The 18,159-nt window shown below is 65.5% G+C and carries 10 protein-coding genes; all 10 read left to right on the top strand.

What is annotated here, in order from left to right; genetic code table 11:
• Positions 1-197 precede the first annotated feature (197 nt).
• The 10 genes from AC1DQR_RS24295 to AC1DQR_RS24250 all read left to right on the top strand — a co-directional run bounded on the left by AC1DQR_RS24295 (position 198) and on the right by AC1DQR_RS24250 (position 18,024).
• On the top strand, positions 198-740 hold the full coding sequence (locus tag AC1DQR_RS24295; protein ID WP_477133945.1) for a hypothetical protein: 543 nt from the start codon (positions 198-200) through the stop codon (positions 738-740).
• A 728-nt stretch (positions 741-1,468) separates the two neighbouring features.
• Entirely contained in the window at positions 1,469-2,308 is an 840-nt protein-coding gene (locus AC1DQR_RS24290) for a sulfotransferase family protein (protein ID WP_477133944.1), read from the top strand.
• A gap of 141 nt (positions 2,309-2,449) precedes the next feature.
• Entirely contained in the window at positions 2,450-9,940 is a 7,491-nt protein-coding gene (locus AC1DQR_RS24285; protein ID WP_477133943.1) for a DUF4347 domain-containing protein, read from the top strand.
• Between the two features lie 64 nt (positions 9,941-10,004).
• Entirely contained in the window at positions 10,005-11,525 is a 1,521-nt protein-coding gene (locus tag AC1DQR_RS24280; RefSeq protein WP_416050703.1) for a TolC family protein, read from the top strand.
• Between the two features lie 103 nt (positions 11,526-11,628).
• On the top strand, positions 11,629-12,396 hold the full coding sequence (locus tag AC1DQR_RS24275; RefSeq protein WP_416050702.1) for an efflux RND transporter periplasmic adaptor subunit: 768 nt from the start codon (positions 11,629-11,631) through the stop codon (positions 12,394-12,396).
• Positions 12,393-13,736: an efflux RND transporter periplasmic adaptor subunit gene (locus AC1DQR_RS24270; protein WP_477133942.1), complete on the top strand. Its 1,344-nt coding sequence runs from the start codon at positions 12,393-12,395 to the stop codon at positions 13,734-13,736. The genes AC1DQR_RS24275 and AC1DQR_RS24270 overlap by 4 nt, the downstream gene beginning before the upstream one ends.
• A gap of 1 nt (position 13,737) precedes the next feature.
• Entirely contained in the window at positions 13,738-15,837 is a 2,100-nt protein-coding gene (locus AC1DQR_RS24265) for a peptidase M50 (RefSeq protein WP_477133941.1), read from the top strand.
• 38 nt (positions 15,838-15,875) lie between these two features.
• Positions 15,876-16,460: an adenylyl-sulfate kinase gene (gene cysC / locus AC1DQR_RS24260; RefSeq protein WP_416050699.1), complete on the top strand. Its 585-nt coding sequence runs from the start codon at positions 15,876-15,878 to the stop codon at positions 16,458-16,460.
• Positions 16,461-16,974: 514 nt separating this feature from the next.
• Positions 16,975-17,397, top strand: coding sequence for a hypothetical protein (locus AC1DQR_RS24255; RefSeq protein ID WP_477133940.1), 423 nt, complete (start codon positions 16,975-16,977; stop codon positions 17,395-17,397).
• Positions 17,398-17,571: 174 nt separating this feature from the next.
• A complete protein-coding gene (locus tag AC1DQR_RS24250) occupies positions 17,572-18,024 on the top strand; it encodes a GNAT family N-acetyltransferase (RefSeq protein WP_477133939.1) in 453 nt (150 codons plus the stop codon).
• Positions 18,025-18,159 lie beyond the last annotated feature (135 nt).

Below are 18,159 nucleotides of genomic sequence, written 5' to 3'. Positions count from 1 at the left end.
CATCGGCTCGCAAGCAACAGAAGTGGCGATCCGCGTAGGCGTGCTTAACCGCATGGCGGCTCTTGCACGCCCGAAGTCCGTCCACATCGTCTGAATTTCGGATCACAGGAGTCTCTGTGTTTTTAAGTCCGATTTATGCAACAACGCCCCTCAACGAATGAAACGGCGTTTGAGTATTTCCCCGCAGGAATCGAAAATTGAAATCTAATATCTATAGATTAATTATATTAATATTATTGGGGTTACTGAAACCGGCGTTCTCCCAATCGTCGCTCGGACTCACTGAATCCAAACCGGAAAGACCGTTTGATGCAAAAGAGCTTGCAACAAAAATGCTTCTTTCGAAATCGGTCGTGGTTTATCTTGCGCCACTTTTATTTATCCAAGAACAAGGGTTGACCGAAGAGAAATTGAGGCAGATTGGATGCAGGTATGAAACCGATGACGCAGAAATGCTGGCGGAAATGGCGCGGTTGGTTGGTCAAGCCAATCCCGAAGTGGCAAGAATTCAAAGCAGGATAAAGTTCGAACCTCGCGAAGCAATTTACCTGCGGTCACTGGGCGGGAGCCAAACGACACTACTATTCGATAGATATTCGACGAACGTCCCCAATGTTGCGGGGCTTGTGGACAATAAAAAAATATCGGCGTCTCAATCAATAGTAAGCGACATATATCGCTGGGCAGCGAAACTTGCCCCCGTGGAGCAATGCGAATCTTTCCTGCGCCAGTATCGCTAGAAACAAACATCCAGGCTAGGCGCTGACCATTACCGATCAATCCGGTCTGGTCAATATTGGCGTCCGGTCCGCTGCGGACAATCTTCCGCATGAAGGCGCCCACCTGATGGATTCGAATTTGATGGCGAACACTTCGAACAAGAATGTGCCCGGGGATTTCCTAATGGCGCTCCGGCGTCGCGGGCTGCGATACACGAGAAGCTGATTGAGTGCCGTGGACGCAAGCGGCGGTAGCGCCACTTTGCTCGGCCAACTTCCCTTGCCAACCAAGTGCTGCCAGTGATTGTGGTGCTCATTCGCGCGGATATCGCCAAGCGTCGCGCCAATCAATTCGCGGGCCGGCAGACCGGCCCTAGGCTGCATGTTCGCAAACCGGTCACGTCTTCCTGAAAATCCGGGTGGCCTTCCCCGGAATTCGGTGAAGAACCTCTTTTAGTATTTGTCGGCCACGGCGCTGCCGGGCGTTGTTTGCCGCCGACACTCCAGCGGTTGCATGGGAATACCTGAGCCCAGGTATGGATTCGGCATCGGATCCCCTCTTTAGAGGGGTATTAATTCGCAGACCCGCGCGGGTGCCCGATTTGCGGGAAAGCGCCTTGCCGCGCGCTAATATTCTGTAATACAAGTCCGCCGAAAATCCCTGCGGTGGCCCCAATCTTGCCCGTCTGTCATATGTACGAGCGCCATGTCCATCGCATAGACTACCGGCTTAAAACATAAAAACAGCGGTGAATCGGGTGTCTTCCAACCAGTTCCACTTCATCTCAGGCTTACCCCGGTCAGGGTCAACCTTACTGTCCGCGCTACTGCTGCAGAATCCCCGGTTCCACGCCGGGATGACGAGTCCGGTGGGGACGCTGTTCAATGCCGTGCTGGCGCAATGCAGCGCAGGCAGCGAATTCGGACCCGTGATCGCCCAGGACCAGCGCCGCCGGCTGCTGCGTGGCCTGTTCGAAAGCTATTACGCGGACAAGGCCRGCAAAGGTGTGGTGTTCGACACCAACCGCAACTGGTGCGCACGCATGCCCGCGCTGCAGGATCTGTTTCCCAATGCCAAGGTGATTGCCTGCGTGCGCAATGTCGCCTGGGTCATGGACAGCCTTGAGCGTCTGTATCGCGCCAATCCGTATGAAAACACCAAGCTGTTTTCCGATGACGCCGAACGCAGCACCGTCTATAGCCGGGTCGATACCCTGGCGCAGCGCAATCGCCTGGTTGGCTTTGCGTGGGCCGCGCTCAAGGAAGCCTACTACGGCGAGAACGCCGGTTCCCTGCTGCTGGTCGACTACGATTTGCTCAGCCAGGCGCCCGACAAGGTAATGCGCCTGGTTTACGACTTTATCGGCGAGCCGTGGTTTGCGCACGATTTCAACAACGTGCAATACGACGCGCCGGAGTTCGATCAGGCGCTGGGCGTGTCCGGCTTGCACCAGGTGAAATCCAAGGTGGCAAAGCAAGCACGGCGCAGCATCCTGCCGCCGGACCTGTTCGAGCAATACGCTGCGCTGTCGTTCTGGGAGGACGGCAGCAAAAGCGCGGCCAATGTCATCCGCGCAAAGCGCGATTAGCGCAACTAGCACGATTGGCGCATTTAGTTCGACGAACAAGGGCTGGCACTTGCTGGCCGATTTCAGAAAACCGACCAGAAAATTGCAGCCCGCCGCGCGCCTCCTGAGCCGTGCCCGGCGCGGATGCGCGAGGAGAGCGATATGTGGTGGACCCGGAAGCAGAAGGTAGAGGGCGCGGTTGCAATCCCCGCCCGGCCCGCAAAGCGGTCCAGCCCGCTCTCCTCGTCGCTGATCATGGCGCTGGAGCCCCGTATCATGTTCGACGGCGCCGCGGTCGCCACGGCGGCCGCGGCGGCCCACCCGGCCGCGGATAGCCACGGCGCGCCGGCGGACAGCCACGCAGCGGATAGCCACCCCACGGATAGCCATGTGGCACCGGCTGCAGCACCGGCTGCAGCGCCAGCCACTGCCCAGCCTGCGGACGCCGCCGGCCATGCTCCCGCGCCGGCCGAAGCCGGTGCCCCGTCCTCGCCGGCTCCGGCGCCGTCCGGGCACAACGTGCTGTTCGTGGATAGCCGGGTGGAGGACAGCGCGAGCCTGCTGGCCGGTGTCGCGCCCGGCACGGAAATCGTCTACCTGAACCGCAACGCGGACGGCCTGGCCCAGATGGCCGATTACCTGTCGGCCCACCCCGGCGCCAAGTCCGTCCAGATCATCGCGCACGGCGAGGCTGGCGACCTGTGGCTTGGCAATACCTACCTGTCCGGCGACAACGTTGGCAACTACGCCAGCAGCCTGGCCAGGATCGGCAGCGGCATCCAGAGTGGTGGCGACATCCTGATCTATGCCTGCAGTACCGCGCAAGGCGCGGCCGGCCTGTCGTTCGTCGACTCGCTGGCGGCGCTGACCGGCCGCGATATTGCCGCCTCGGACAACCGCACCGGCGCGGGCAGCGACTGGAACCTGGAAATCACCACCGGCCAGATCGAAGCCACCTCGGTGCTGTCGGCCAGCGCGGAATCCGCCTATGCGCACGACCTGGCGCTGATCACCGTGACGAGCACCGCAGATGCCGGTGCCGGTACTTTGCGCAGCGCGATCGCCTCGGCACAGGCGGGTGACACCATCACCTTCAGCACCAGCATGACGATCAACCTGTCGACCATCACGTCGGGCAATTCGCTGCTGCTGATCAACAAGAACCTCACCATCGATGGCGACATCAATCACGACGGCGTCGCCGACGTCACGCTCGATGGACACTACAACGGCCGCGTGCTGGAAATCAGCTCTGGCTCGACCGTCGGGTTGGAGGGGCTGGTAATCGAGCATGGCCTGGTTTCGGGCAACGGCGGGGCCGGCGGGGTGGCTGCAACCGCCGCGCAAGGTGGCGGCATCTACAACGCCGGGACGCTGACTCTGACGGATGTCACCGTCACGGCCAATACGGCTGCCGGCGGCGGCGGTGGCGGTGGTGTAGCCGCCCCCTATGTCGGCGGCGCTGTTGGCGGCGGCGGCGGCGGCGGTGGCGGCATGTCCGGCATTGGCGGTGGAGCGGGGGGCGCGGCTGGCTTCGGAACAGGTGTCTATGCCGGTACGTCGGGCCATACCGGCGTTGGCGGCAATGGAGGCGGTTACACCACGAACTACATGGGAGGCCATGGCGGCGCTACCACTGGCGGTGCGGGGGGCATCGGCGCCGCAAACTACTCGAACGGCGGCAACGGGGGGACTGCCACCAACGGCTCCATCTCGATCGGCGGCGGCGGCGGCGGCAGCGGCTGGGATGCCACCGGGGGCGCCGGTGGCAGCGCGGCGGGCGGCATCTTCAACGCGACTGGCGCAACCCTCAATGTGGTTGGCAACTCGATCATCAGCAACAACCTGGGCGCAGGCGGCGGCGGTGGCGGCGGGGGTGGCTTGGGCGGGAGCGCCTCAAGCGGCGGCGCCGGTGGCCTGGGCGTGGGCGCCATATGGAACCAGGGCACCGTGCACATCACGGCTTCGGCCTATGCGGCGATAACCGGCAACGCAGGCGCGAGCGGGGCGGGTGGCCCGGCACTCGGCGGAGGGCTTACCGGTATCAGCCCAACGGCCGTTGGCAAGATCTACAACGACACCGGCGGTGTCCTCGACAAGACCTACATCCCGAACGCCGCCCCCATTGCCACCACGAGCGGCGGCACGACCGCGTTCACCGAAGGCAACAACGTTGCCAGCACACCGGTGGTGGTCGATGGCGGCGTCACGTTCAGCGATGCGGACAACACCACGTTCGCCAGCGGCAAGGTGGCGATTACCGGCAATTTCCACAGCGGCGAAGACGTGCTGGCCTTTACCAGCAACCCCGCCACCATGGGCAATATCTCGGCGAGCTACAACAGCGCGACCGGAGTGCTGACCCTGACCTCGTCCGGCGCAAGCGCCACGACGGCGCAGTGGCAAGCGGCGCTGCGCTCGGTCACGTACACCGATAGCTCGGACACGCCGAACACCAGCAACCGCACCATCACCTTTACCGTCAATGACGGCACGTCCGATAGCAATGCCGCGGCCAAGACGGTCAGCGTTGCCGCAGTCGACGACTCGCCCATTGCAACGGCCAGCGGCGGCACCACCGCGTTCACTGAAGGCAACAACGTCACCAGCACGCCGGTTGCCATCGATGGCGGCTTCACGGTCAGCGACGCCGACAACACCACGCTGGCCAGCGCTACGGTTGCCATTACCGGTAACTTCCAAGGTGGTGAGGACGTGCTGGCCTTCACCAGCAACCCCGCCACCATGGGCAATATCTCGGCGAGCTACAACAGCGCGACCGGGGTGATGACCCTGTCCTCGGCCGGCGCGACCGCCACGAAGGCGCAGTGGCAAGCGGCGCTGCGCTCGGTCACCTACACCGATAGCTCGGACACGCCGAACACCGCCAGCCGCACCATCAGCTTTACCGTCAATGACGGCACGGCCGATAGCAATACGGTCACCAAGACGGTCAGCGTGACCGCGGTCGATGACACGCCGGTGGCGACCACCAGCGGTGGCACTACCGCGTTCACCGAGGGCAACAACGTCGCGAGCACGCCGGTTGCCATCGACAGCGGATTGACGGTCAGCGACCTGGACAACACCACGCTCGCCAGCGCCACCGTGTCGATTACCGGCAATTTCCGCGCCGGCGAGGATGTGCTGGCGTTCACCAACGACGGCGCCACCATGGGCAATATCTCGGCGAGCTACAACCTCGGGACCGGGGTGATGACGCTGACTTCGTCCGGCGCGAGCGCCACGACGGCACAGTGGCAAGCGGCGCTGCGATCCGTCACGTACACCGATACGTCGGACCTGCCGAATACCAGCAACCGCACCATCAGCTTTACCGTCAATGACGGCACGGCCGATGGCAATACGGCGACCAAGGTCGTTACCGTCGCGGCCGTCGATGACTCGCCCATTGCCACCGGTTCCGGCGGCACCACCGCGTTCACCGAGGGCAACAACGTTGCCAGCACGCCGGTTGTCATCGATAGCGGATTCACGGTCAGCGACGCCGACAACACCACGCTGGCCAGCGCTACGGTTGCCATTACCGGCAATTTCCACGGCGGCGAAGACGTGCTGGTCTTCACCAGCAACGGCGCCACCATGGGCAATATTTCGGCGAGCTACAACAGCTCGACCGGCATACTGACCCTGACCTCGTCCGGCGCGACCGCCACGATGGCCCAGTGGCAAGCGGCGCTGCGCTCGGTCACCTACACCGATGTCTCGGACACGCCGAACACCAGCAACCGCACCATCAGCTTCACCGTCAATGATGGCACGGCCGATAGCAATACGGTCACCAAGACGGTCAGCGTGACCGCGGTCGACGACACGCCCATTGCAACGGCCAGCGGCGGCAGCACCGCGTTCACCGAGGGCAACAACGTCACCAGCACGCCGGTTGCCATCGATGGCGGCTTCACGGTCAGCGATCTGGACAACACCACGCTTGCCAGCGCCACCGTTGCCATTACCGGCAACTTCCACGGCGGCGAAGACGTGCTGGCCTTCACCAGCAACCCTGCCACCATGGGCAATATCTCGGCGAGCTACAACAGCGCGACCGGGGTGATGACCCTGATCTCGTCGGGCGCGAGCGCCACGACGGCGCAGTGGCAAGCGGCGCTGCGCTCGGTCACTTATACCGATAGCTCGGACACGCCGAACACCAGCAACCGCACCATCAGCTTCACCGTCAACGACGGCACGGCCGATAGCAATACGGTCACCAAGACGGTCAGCGTGACCGCGGTCGACGATACACCGGTGGCTACCACCAGCGGTGGCACCACCGCGTTCACCGAGGGCAACAACGTCACCAGCACGCCAGTTGCCATCGACAGCGGATTGACGGTCAGCGACCTGGACAACACCACGCTCGCCAGCGCCACCGTGTCGATCACCGGCAATTTCCGCGCCGCCGAGGATGTGCTGGCGTTCACCAACGACGGCGCTACGATGGGCAATATCACGGCGAGCTACAACAGCGCGACCGGGGTGATGACCCTGACGTCGTCCGGCGCGAGCGCTACGACGGCACAGTGGCAAGCGGCGCTGCGATCCGTCACGTACACCGATACGTCGGACCTGCCGAATACCAGCAACCGCACCATCAGCTTCACGGTCAACGATGGCACGACCGACAGTGCCGCCGCCACCAAGCTTGTCAGCGTGGATTCCGTCAATGACAACCCGGTCAACGCCGTTCCGGCAGCCCAGAGTGTCGATCAGAACAGCGCGCTGACATTCAGCGCCGGCAACGGCAACCTGATCTCGGTCAGCGATGTCGATTCCGCCGGCGGCGTCGAACGAGTGACGCTGACGGCAACCAACGGCGTGATCACGCTCTCCGGCACGTCGAGCCTGAGCTTTCTGACCGGCTCCGGTGTGGGTGACGCCACCATGACATTCACGGGAACACTGGCGGACATCAACGCCGCGCTGAATGGCCTTGTCTATACGCCTACGCCCGGTTATCACGGCGCAGGCAGCATCCAGATCACCACGAACGACCAGGGACTGACGGGTTCCGGCGGCGCCAAGACGGCTACCGATACGATCGCGATCACCGTCAACAGCATCAATCCCGTCGTCACCAACGTCGATGCCCTCACCGCCAATGGCACTTACAAGGTTGGCGATACAGTCAGCGTGGTGGTGACGTTCGACCAGGCGGTGACCGTCGACACCACGGGTGGCACGCCGACCCTGCTGCTGGAAACCGGCGCGGTGGACCGCAATGCCACCTACATCTCGGGCTCCGGCACCAATACGCTCACGTTCCGCTATACCGTGCAGGCCGGCGACAGCAGCGCCGATCTCGATGTGGCATCGTCAGCCGCGCTGGCATTGAACGGTGGCGTGATCACCAATGCCAGCAGCGATGCCGCGGTACTGACCCTGCCCGCCGTGGGCGGCGCCCATTCGATGGGCGGCCAGCATGACATCGTGGTCGATGGCATTGCGCCGACCGTGGCCACCGTCAGCGTGCCGGCCAACGGCACTTACATCGCCGGCCAGAACCTCGATTTCACCGTCAACTACAGCGAGGCCGTGGTGGTCGACACCACCGGCGGCACACCGCGCATCGCCGTGACGCTGGACACCGGCGGCACGGTCTACGCCAGCTACGTGTCCGGCTCCGGCACCAGCACCCTGACATTCCGCCTGACCGTGGCGAGCGGCCAGCTTGACAGCAATGGCGTGGCCGTTGCCTCCGCGCTGGATCTCCACGGCGGCACGGTGCGCGATGTCGCGGGCAACGATGCGGTGACCGCGCTGAACAGTGTGGCATCCACCACCGGGGTACTGGTCGATGCCGTGGCGCCGTCAGCGGTAGCGGTCATCGCCGCGGACCCCACGCCGACCGCGGGCAACGCCGTCCACTTCACGGTGACCTTCAGCGAAAACGTCACCGGCGTGGATGTGAGCGATTTCGCCTTGTCGGGCACCGGCACGGCCGCTGGCCAGATTGCCTCGGTGACGCAGGTCGATGGGCATACCTATAGCGTGGTGGTGAACAACGTGACCGGCGACGGCCAGCTGGGCCTGGACCTGAAGGCCAGCGGCACCGGCATTGCCGATGTGGCAGGCAACGCCATCGCCGGCGGCCTGGCCGGCCAGCGCTACGTGGTTGACCACACCGCCCCGGTGGTGCTCGGCGTGAGCGCGCCGGCCGGTGGCGACTACAACGCTGGCAAGGTGCTTGATTTCACAGTGAGCCTGTCCGAGAACACGGTGATCGATACCACCCGCGGCACGCCGCGCCTGGCGCTCGACGTCGGTGGCCAGACCGTCTACGCCGATTACGTGTCCGGGAGCGGGAGCACCGCGCTGACCTTCCGTTACATCGTTGCGGCTGGCCAGAACGACGCTAACGGTATCACCGTGACCGCCTTGCAGGCCAATGGTGGCACGATGCGCGACAGCGCCGGCAATGCGATCGATGTGTCCCTGCACGGCGTGGCGGATACGCGGGCCGTGACGGTGGACACCACGCCGCCCACGGCTGTGGGCATTACGCGCGTGGATGCATCGCCCACCTCGGGCCGCGCGGTGAGCTATACCGTGACGTTTGCCGAAGGCGTCACCGGCGTGGATGCCGCCGACTTCGTGCTGACCCGGACCGGCTCCGCAACGGGCGCCATCAGCAGCGTCACCCAGGTCGATGCGCGGACCTATACCGTGCTTGTCACCGGTCTCGGCGGCTCCGGGCAGATTGGCCTGACGCTCAATGCAAGCGGCACGGGCATTGCCGATAGCGCGGGCAATGCGCTCGCTGCAGGCGCGAGCGGCGATCCGTACGAGGTGCGCTCGACTGTCCATCTGACGACGCAACCCGCGCCAGCTCCGGCGCCCGTGCCGGGGCCGGCACCGCTGGCGCCAGCCCCGTCGGCGCCGCTGATCACGCTGACCGCGCTTGACTCGGCGCCAGGCGTCGACGCGCCGACGCTCAACCCGGCCGGCAACGGCACCGGCTTGGGCGCCGACGCCGTTGGCCGGAACCCGTTCAATGCGGATCCGCTTTCGGCCGGCAGCCTGAGCTATGCGCTGCAGGCGCCGGAAGGGCGCATGAATCTGGTCGACGTTGGCGGCGCCGGCAGCATTGGCCTGCAGGCCATGCCGGAGATCGGCAGTTTCTCGGCGCGGGCGGGCGAGGCGATCAGCATCGCGCTGCCGGCTTCCCTGTTCCGCGCGAGCGACCGCGAAGCCACGGTGACGGTGGAGGTGCGCCTGGCCAACGGGCGCCCGCTGCCGCCGTGGCTCAAGTTCGATCCTGTGACCGGCACGTTGGCCGGCAAGCCGCCGCAAGGCATGAACCAGCAGCTCCAGATCGAAGTCACCGCACGGGACAGCAAGGGCAATCGCGCCAGCAGCCATCTGGACCTGAACGTGAAAGCGTCGGCCGACTCACGTGCGGGCCTGGAGCACGCCGACACGCTCGCACAGGGCGACGGCAGCCATGCCGATCCGTTGGCCGGCCTCCTGCAGGCCGCCACGGCGCCGCCAGCCGGCAAGCCGGCGCTGGCGGTGCAGTTCGATCAGTTTGGCCGGCCCGCGCAACAGGCCGCCAATGCGGCGTTGCTGCGCCACCTGCAAATGAGCCGGCAGCCGCAAGCGCCAGCACAAGCACAACCGGAGCGGGCCTAGGCCGATAGCGAATCACGCCATGAATCAATGTAAAACGCAGCAACCCCGGAAAGAGGAAAATCCGTTGTCGAACGCTATCTCTCGCCTTGTCCAACCCGGACCCAAACGGCTGGTTTCCGTGTTGGCCGCCGCCGCGATGCTGGGCGGTTGTGCCATTCAGCCCGTCGCTACCACCCTGGCCGAGCGCCAGGCCGAGCTGCCTGACCAACGCCAGGCGATGTTCCAGAACCAAGAGGCGCTGGCCGGCCCGGTTACGCTCGAGGAGGCCATGGCGCGCGCGCTGAAGTACAACCTCGACGGCAGGCTCAAGCTGATGGAAGAAGCCATGGCGCAGCGCCAGCTCGACCTGTCGCGCTGGGACATGCTGCCCCGCCTGACGGCCGACGCCGGTTACGCCTGGCGCAGCAACGAACTCGCCTCATCCTCCAGGGACGTGGTCACCGGGCAGCAGTCCCTCGTGCCGTCGACCTCGTCCGAGCGCTCGCACTATAACGGCGACCTGAACCTGTCGTGGAACGTGCTGGACTTCGGCGTCAGCTACTACACCGCGCGCCAGCAGGCCGACCGCGTGCTGGTGATGAGCGAGCGCCGCCGCAAGGTGGTTCACCTGATGATGCAGCAGGTCAGGCAAGCTTACTGGCAAGCCGTGGGCGCGCAGCAGCTCGAAGCCAAGGTGGAACCCATCCTCAAGCTGACGCAAGCGGCGCTGGACGACTCCCAGCGCATCGAGAAGGAGAGGCTGCAGTCGCCGCTGGAAACGCTGAACTACCAGCGCCAGCTGCTCGACATCCTGCGCCAGCTTGAAGCCGTGCGCGACGAGCTTGCGCAAGCCAAGCCGCGCCTGGCCTCGATCATGAACGTGCCGCCGGGCGATGACTACACGCTGGCCGCGCCAACGGGCTTCAGCCTGCCCAAGCTACCGGTGGCTGCCGACAAGATGGAAGAAACCGCCCTCGTCAACCGGCCCGAACTGGTCGAGGCCGGCTACAACGAGCGCATTGGCCTGGATGAAACCAAGAAGGCGCTCGCCAAGCTGCTGCCGGGCGTGACCTTCCAGCTGGGCGCGAACTTCGACACCGACAACTTCCTGGTGAACAACGCCTGGAACAACATCGGCCTGCGCATGAGCTGGAACCTGCTCAACCTGCTCAACGCCGGCAACATCCGTGCCGCCGCCGATGCGCAGTATGAAGTCGCCAAGCAGCAGCGCCTGGCGCTGAACATGGCGGTGCTGACCCAGGTGCACGTGGCATATCGCGGTTACATCGGCTACAAGCGTGCCTTCGAGTTGTCCGGCAAGATGAACGACGTCGATCAGCGCATCCTGACGCATACGCAGAATGCCACCCGTTCCGATGCAACCGGCAAGCTGGCCGAGATTCGTGCGGGCGCCAGCGCGGTGATGTCCGAGCTGCGGCTGTATCAAGCCTATGGCGCGCTGCAGAATGCCTCTGGCCAGATGATGGCAACCCTGGGCCTGGACCCGTTGCCGACCGCGGTTGGCGGCTACGACTTGCCGACCTTGCGCGCGGCCATCGCCGAGCACGAGAAGACCTTGGTAGAGCCGCCCAAGCAGGCTCAGTAATCAAGCAATCGAGCAATCGAGCAATCGAGCAATCGAGCAATCGAGCAATCGAGCAATCGAGCAATCCGGTCATCCCGTAATCCAGTCTTACTGTCACTCCGTAATGAAACGCTTTGCATTAAACGCCGCTGCCTTGCTGCCGCTGCTGGCGGCAGCAGCGGCCGGTGCCGCACCCGTGGCCGCACCCACCACGTTTGCCGGCGCCGACAAGGATGGCCGTATCCGGACCCAGCTGGCAGCGCGCGAATTCGCCACCATCTCCAGCGAGATCAACGCCAAGATCGACCGCCTGCCGTTGCGGGACGGCGACAGCTTCCGCGCCGGCCAGACGCTGGTCTCGTTCGACTGCGCGCTATTCAGCGCGCAGCTGCGCAAGGCCGAAGCCTCCGCCGAGGCCGCGCAGCAGGTGCTCGCCGTCAACAAGCGCCTGGCGGAACTGAACTCGGTCGGCAAGCTGGAGATCGAGCAGGCGCAAGCCAAGGCCAAGGAATCGGCCGCGGAGGCCGCCTATATGCGCTCCACCGTCAGCAAGTGCAGCATCGCGGCGCCTTTCTCGGGCCGCGTGACAAAGCGCCTGGCGATGGCGCACGAGTTTGTCACGCCGGGCAAGCCGCTGCTTGAGATTGTCGATTCCAGCGATCTCGAACTGCAGATGATCGTGCCGTCCAGGTGGCTGGCGCGCATCAAGCCCGGCACGCCGTTCACGGTCCTGGTCGATGAGCTCAACCAGTCATTCCCGGCCAAGGTCAGCCGCATCGGCGCCAGGATCGACCCGGTGAGCCAGGCGATTTCCATCACCGGCAAGATCGACGGCAGCCAGGCCTCCTTGCTGCCGGGCATGAGCGGCTGGGCGAGTTTCCCGGACAAATGACGCAAGGCGCCGATGCACCAACGGCGGTTGCCCCGCTGCTTGCACTGCTGCAGCTGGAGCGCCGCGCGCGGGAAGCGCAAAGCGTGGAGGCGCTCGGGTTTGTGATGGCCAACGAGACGCTCAGCCTCGTGCCCTACCGGCAGGCGGCGGTCTGGCTGGAGAGCGGCCTGGGCCAGGTCTCGGCCGTATCCGGCCTGCCGCAGGTCGACCCCAACGCGCCTTATCTGCAATGGCTGACCCAGCTCTGCCGCGGGCTGGCTCATGCGCACGCCGATACCACGTCCGTCGATGCCGGTGCCGCGCCAGCTAAAGCCAGCGCGGACTGGGCAGACTGGCTGCCGGCGCACGCCCTGTGGCTGCCGCTCAAAGACCAGCTCGGCCGGCGCGACGGCGCGCTGCTGCTCGCGCGCGAAGCGCCGTTTACCGAGCACGAGCTGGCGGTGCTGGCCGAAGTCACGCATGCCTATGGCCACGCGCTGGCGGCGTTCCGGCCCGCGCAGCCGCTGGCCCAGCGGCTCAAGGCCATGCTGCGGCCGGGGAGAATGCGCCGCCGGGTCCTGCTCGGCCTGCTGGTGGTCTGCCTGATTCCCATGCGCCTCACCGTGCTGGCGCCGGCCGAGGTGTCCGCGCGGGATCCGTTCCTGGTGCGCGCGCCGCTCGATGGCGTGATCGAACGCGTGTACGTCCAGCCGAACCAGCCGGTGCCGCAAGGCGCGCCGCTGTTCAGCCTGGATACAGTGGCGCTGCAGACCCGCCGCGCCGTGGCCGAGCGCGCTTACGATACGGCGCAGGAGACGTACCGCCAGTCGGCGCAGATGGCGGTGACCGACGACGAGAGCCGCCTCAAGATGGCCCAGACCCGCGGGGAACTGGACCAGAAGGCGCTGGAACTCGACTACACCGCCAGGCAACTGGCGCGCGTGCAGGTCAAGGCCGAGCGCGAGGGCGTGGCCGTTTTTGGCGATGTGAACGACTGGCAGGGCAAGGCCGTCACCATTGGCGAGAAGGTTTTGCTGCTGGCCGATCCGGCCAAGGTGGAACTCACCGCGCAGATGCCGGTGGCGGAGCAGGTCAGCATCCAGGCCGGCGACACGATCACTTTTTACCCGGACGCCAACCCGACCCAGGCGTTCGATGCCCGCATCATCAGCGTGTCCTACGCCGCGGCCGAAACCGATGGCGGCGTGCTGGCCTACCGCGTGCGCGCGAGCTTTGCCGCCAAGGACCTGCCGCGGCTTGGCCTGCGCGGCACCGCGCGGCTGTCGGCCGGCTGGGTTCCTTTTCTCTATCATGCGCTGCGCCGTCCGTTGACGGTGGCGCGCCAGTGGATAGGCATCTAACGTGTTGCCCCCATTACGTCAGGACCTGACGCTGCACCCCGGTCCGGCCGACACCAGCGGCGCACCCACCTGGACCTTGCACGACCCGGCCGCCAACAAGTTCTATCAACTATCCTGGCCGGCATTCGAGATCCTCTCGCGCTGGCCGCTTGGCGACGCGCGCGCGCTGCTGGATGCGGTGAACCGCGAGACCACGCTGACCGTGGGCGAGGACGAGCTCGAAGCGGTGGTGCAGTTGCTCCACCGGCACAACCTGCTGCTTGCCTGGCGGGCAGAAGACAGCGCGCGGCTGGGCCGCATCGCGGGCGCGCACCGCGTGAGCAAGGCCATGTGGCTGCTCAAGCATTACTTGTTCTTCCGCGTGCCGCTGGTGCGGCCCATGCCCATGCTGCAGCGTTGCGCGCCGTGGGTGGAGTGGGCATTCAAGCCGCGCTTCTGGTGGGGCGTGGGGCTGGTGGCCCTGCTTGGCCTTTACCTGGTATCGCGCCGCTGGGATGAATTTACCCATACCTTTGCCTCCTATGCGGGCCTGCAGGGATTGCTGGGCATCGGGCTGGCGCTGTCGCTGGCCAAGGTGCTGCATGAGCTGGGCCACGCGTTTACCGCCTACCGTTACGGCTGCCGCGTGCCCACCATGGGGGTCGCCTTCCTGGTGATGTGGCCGGTACTCTATACGGATACCAACGAAGCCTGGAAGCTGATGCGGCGCGAGGACCGGCTCAAGATCGGCGCCGCCGGCATGCTCTCGGAGCTGGCGCTGGCCGCTTTTGCCACGGTGGCGTGGCGCTTCCTGCCGGACGGGCCGCTGCGTGCGGGCGCGTTCATGCTGGCAACCAGCACGTGGTTGCTGACCCTCGCCATCAATGCCAGCCCGTTCATGCGCTTCGACGGCTACTTCCTGCTGGCGGACTGGCTCAACATGCCCAACCTGCACGACCGGGCATTCGCGATGGCGCGCTGGTGGCTGCGGGAGCGGCTGTTCGGTTTCGCGGATCCGGCGCCCGAATCCTTTTCCGCCTCGCGGCGCCGCTTCCTCATTGTCTTCGCCATCCTGACCTGGCTCTACCGGCTCGGCTTGTTCTTCGGCATCGCGCTGACCGTCTATCACCTGTTCTTCAAGACGCTGGGGCTGGCCTTGCTGGCCATCGAGCTAGGCGTGTTCATCGTCATGCCAGTCGTTCGCGAAGTACTGGTGTGGCGCCACCGCCGTGCGGATATCCACTGGAACGCGCAGACCCGGCGCGCCGTGGTCTTGCTCGGCATGCTGCTGGCCGTGGTCGTGATCCCCTGGGGCGGCACCATTCGCGCACCGGCCGTGCTCAGCGCCAGCCAGAGCCAGTCGCTCTATGCGGCCCAGCCCGGCTATGTGAGCGGCGGCGCGGTGCAAGCCGGGCAGACGGTCGCCGCCGGCCAGTTGCTGGCGCAACTGGTCTCGCCGGAACTGGACTTCCGCCTGGCCGCCGCACAGGCGCAGGCGCAGCAGCTGCGCTGGCAAATGGAGCAGCAGCCGTTTGCCACCAAACTGCGCGATGAGGGCGATGTGCTGCGCCGCCGCTGGGCCGCCGCCCAGGCGGAGGTGACGGGCCTTGCCGAAGAGCGCAAGCGCATGGAAGTGCGCGCGCCGTTCGCCGGGCGCGTGGTGGATGCCAACCTGTTCCTCGCCGATGGCGCGTGGCTGGCGCGCGGCGAACCGCTTTACCATATCGTCGGCCAGGGTAGCGAGCTCAAGGCGGAGGCCTTCATCGGCGAGCAGGACCACGCCGCGCTCACCGCCGGCAGCAGCGGCGTCTTTGTCGCCAATCTCCCGGAATTCGGCTCGGTGCGCTGCGCCGCCGCGCAGACGGACCAGGTCAATGTCGCCGGCCTGGAGCAGCGCACGCTGGCCAGCCTCTATGGCGGCCCCATCGCGGTCACGCGCAGCCAGCACAACGGACTGGCGCCAACCACGGCCATCTTCCGCGTGCGCTTGTCGCATTGCGACTCGCTCCCTCTCACACGCGAATTGCCCGGTACCGTGCTGCTGGCCCGCCAGCGCCATAGCCTGGCGGGCGATGCCTGGACCGCGCTGCTGGGTCTGATGCAGCGCGAACGCGGCCTTTGATCGCGCAGCCCGACGCCAAATACCGGATCACGCACAGCATGCACCTCACGCACCTCACGCCAAATTCACCGCACGACACCGGGCACCGGCCGGGAACGGTCTGGATCACCGGGCTATCTGGGGCGGGCAAGACCACGCTTAGCCACGCCCTGCGCAAGCGGATGCTGGCCGCCGGCCATCCGGTGCTGCTGCTCGATGGCGATGAGATGCGCGCTGGCCTTAACCGCGATCTTGGCTTTTCGGACGCGGACCGCACGGAGAACATCCGCCGCGCCGCTGAAGTGGCCAGGCTTGCCAATCGCAGCGGCCTGTGGGTGGTGGCGGCATTCATCTCGCCGCTGCACAGCCAGCGCCAGCAGGCGCGCGAGATCATCGGCAGCGATGCGTTCGTTGAAGTGTTTCTCAGCGCCAGCTTCGCGGTTTGCGCGCGGCGCGATGCCAAGGGGCTCTATGCCAAGGCGTCGGCCGGGCAGATCAGCCAGTTCACCGGCCTGAGCGCCCCCTACGAAGCCCCCCTTGCGCCTGACCTGGAGATCGATACCGAAATCGTCGGGCCGGAGCAGGCGGCGGATCTGATCTGCGAGGCGCTGGCAGCGCGGCCACCGCGGGCAGCGCCGGCATGAAATGAAAGCGTCTGCCCGAGTCCGTCCTGGTGGAAGTCCGCCTTTGGGTGAATACGGAAGGACTCGTCTATCTGACCGCGATTCAACCGTCCTCGGCGATAGGGGCACTTGACCAGGCAGCCGGGCGCGCCGGCGCCGTGCGCAATCACGAGGCACTCGACGCCACGGCGTGATCGCAGTGCGTTGCGGAATCCGGATTGATGCATTGCGACAGGGGAAACGGAGGCGCTAGATCCAGTGCTGGCGCGGTCCGCGCGGCATTGTCTGGCGTGCAGGAAAGTGTATCGGTCTATCTCAGGGTTTCCCCTGATCCCCGGACAGGAGTAAATTCATGCATCGCCATGCCGCACTGGATGTCGGCGAACCCCCCGGGCGCGGCGTTAACCCGAGGGTGTCCAGTGATCATGTCGCGCTCTGCCAGCGGCAAGCAGGATTTCATGCCGTTGGCGGAGCCTCGTGCCCGGGCGCATCCCGGTGCGCCTCCACCCAAGTCAGCCGGAAAGGAAGTGAACCCATGAGCTCCACGATCGAAGCACTGTTCCCGAAGCAACAAGGCGGCGCCGACAGCGTCGTCTCCGCTCTGAATCACCAGGAGATCCTCGTCGCCCTGTCGGCACTGGTCGCCGACCGGCGCGTGGCCGTGTTGCACATGCTGTACCCGCGCACCGACGCGCGCACGCACCGAAGCCTCGACACGCTGGTCAGCACGCTGCACGGCCACGGCCTGCACGAGGTGGCCACGCTGGTCTCGCAGGAAGCGCATTACCTGGTCTTCAAGGACCCCGCCAAGGCATGGAAAGCGTTCCAGGAAATCCGCCACGACTCGCTGGCGATCGGGGTGCACCTGTACTACAAGGGGCTCTCGGGGGACGACGCGGAGAAGTCGCTCGACGCGGACGCGCACCAGAAGACGGATACGCCTGTGCGCCGTTTCTGAGCGGCTTTGTTGCCGGCGCTGCTGCCGCCAACCGGACGGGCGGGGCGCTGGCCGCCCGCCCGCCTGCCTGCCTGCCTGCCGATTTTCCGGCATGGCATGCCTCGGCGGGAACCCCCGTGCACGCTCAGCCGCACCGGCCATTCAAGGCATCCCTTCACGCCAACGCTACGCAACATGAACATCGCGCTTGAAAGCCCCAGGCAAGCGGAAGTCATCCGCCTGATCGACGAACTGGACGCCTACCAGAAGCCGCTGTACCCGCCGCAGAGCCATCACGGCATCGACATCGACGCGCTGTCTCAACCCAACGTTCTCTTTGCCGTCGTGCGGGACCAGCAGGGCACTGCCGTTGGTTGCGGGGCGGTGGTCTTGCAGCCGGAGTTCGGCGAGATCAAGCGCATGTTCGTGCGCCCGGCGAACCGGGGCGGCGGCATTGCGATGCGGCTGTTGGCCACGCTGGAGAACGAGGCCGTGGCCAGGGCCTGTCCGCGCTTTGTGCTTGAGACGGGCGTCAGCCAGCCCGAGGCGCTGGCGCTGTACGCCCGGGCCGGCTACCTGCGGTGCGGCCCGTTCGGCGACTATGCCGACGATCCGCTGAGCGTGTTCATGCAGAAGGATGCGGCTTAGCTTGCCGAAAAGTGGATGAAAAGTGGCATTGACAGGTGAGCGGAGTATCATCGGGCCGCCTGTCACTCTTCCCAGTCCCGGATGTTCCGCCTTCCTGCCACGGCTCAAACTCAAGCTCTCCACGTTTCCTACGTT

The organism is Cupriavidus sp. 05L411 (assembly GCF_056398045.1).
The sequence above is the reverse complement of the archived record's forward strand: the minus strand, read 5'-3'. Positions and strand labels throughout refer to the sequence as shown.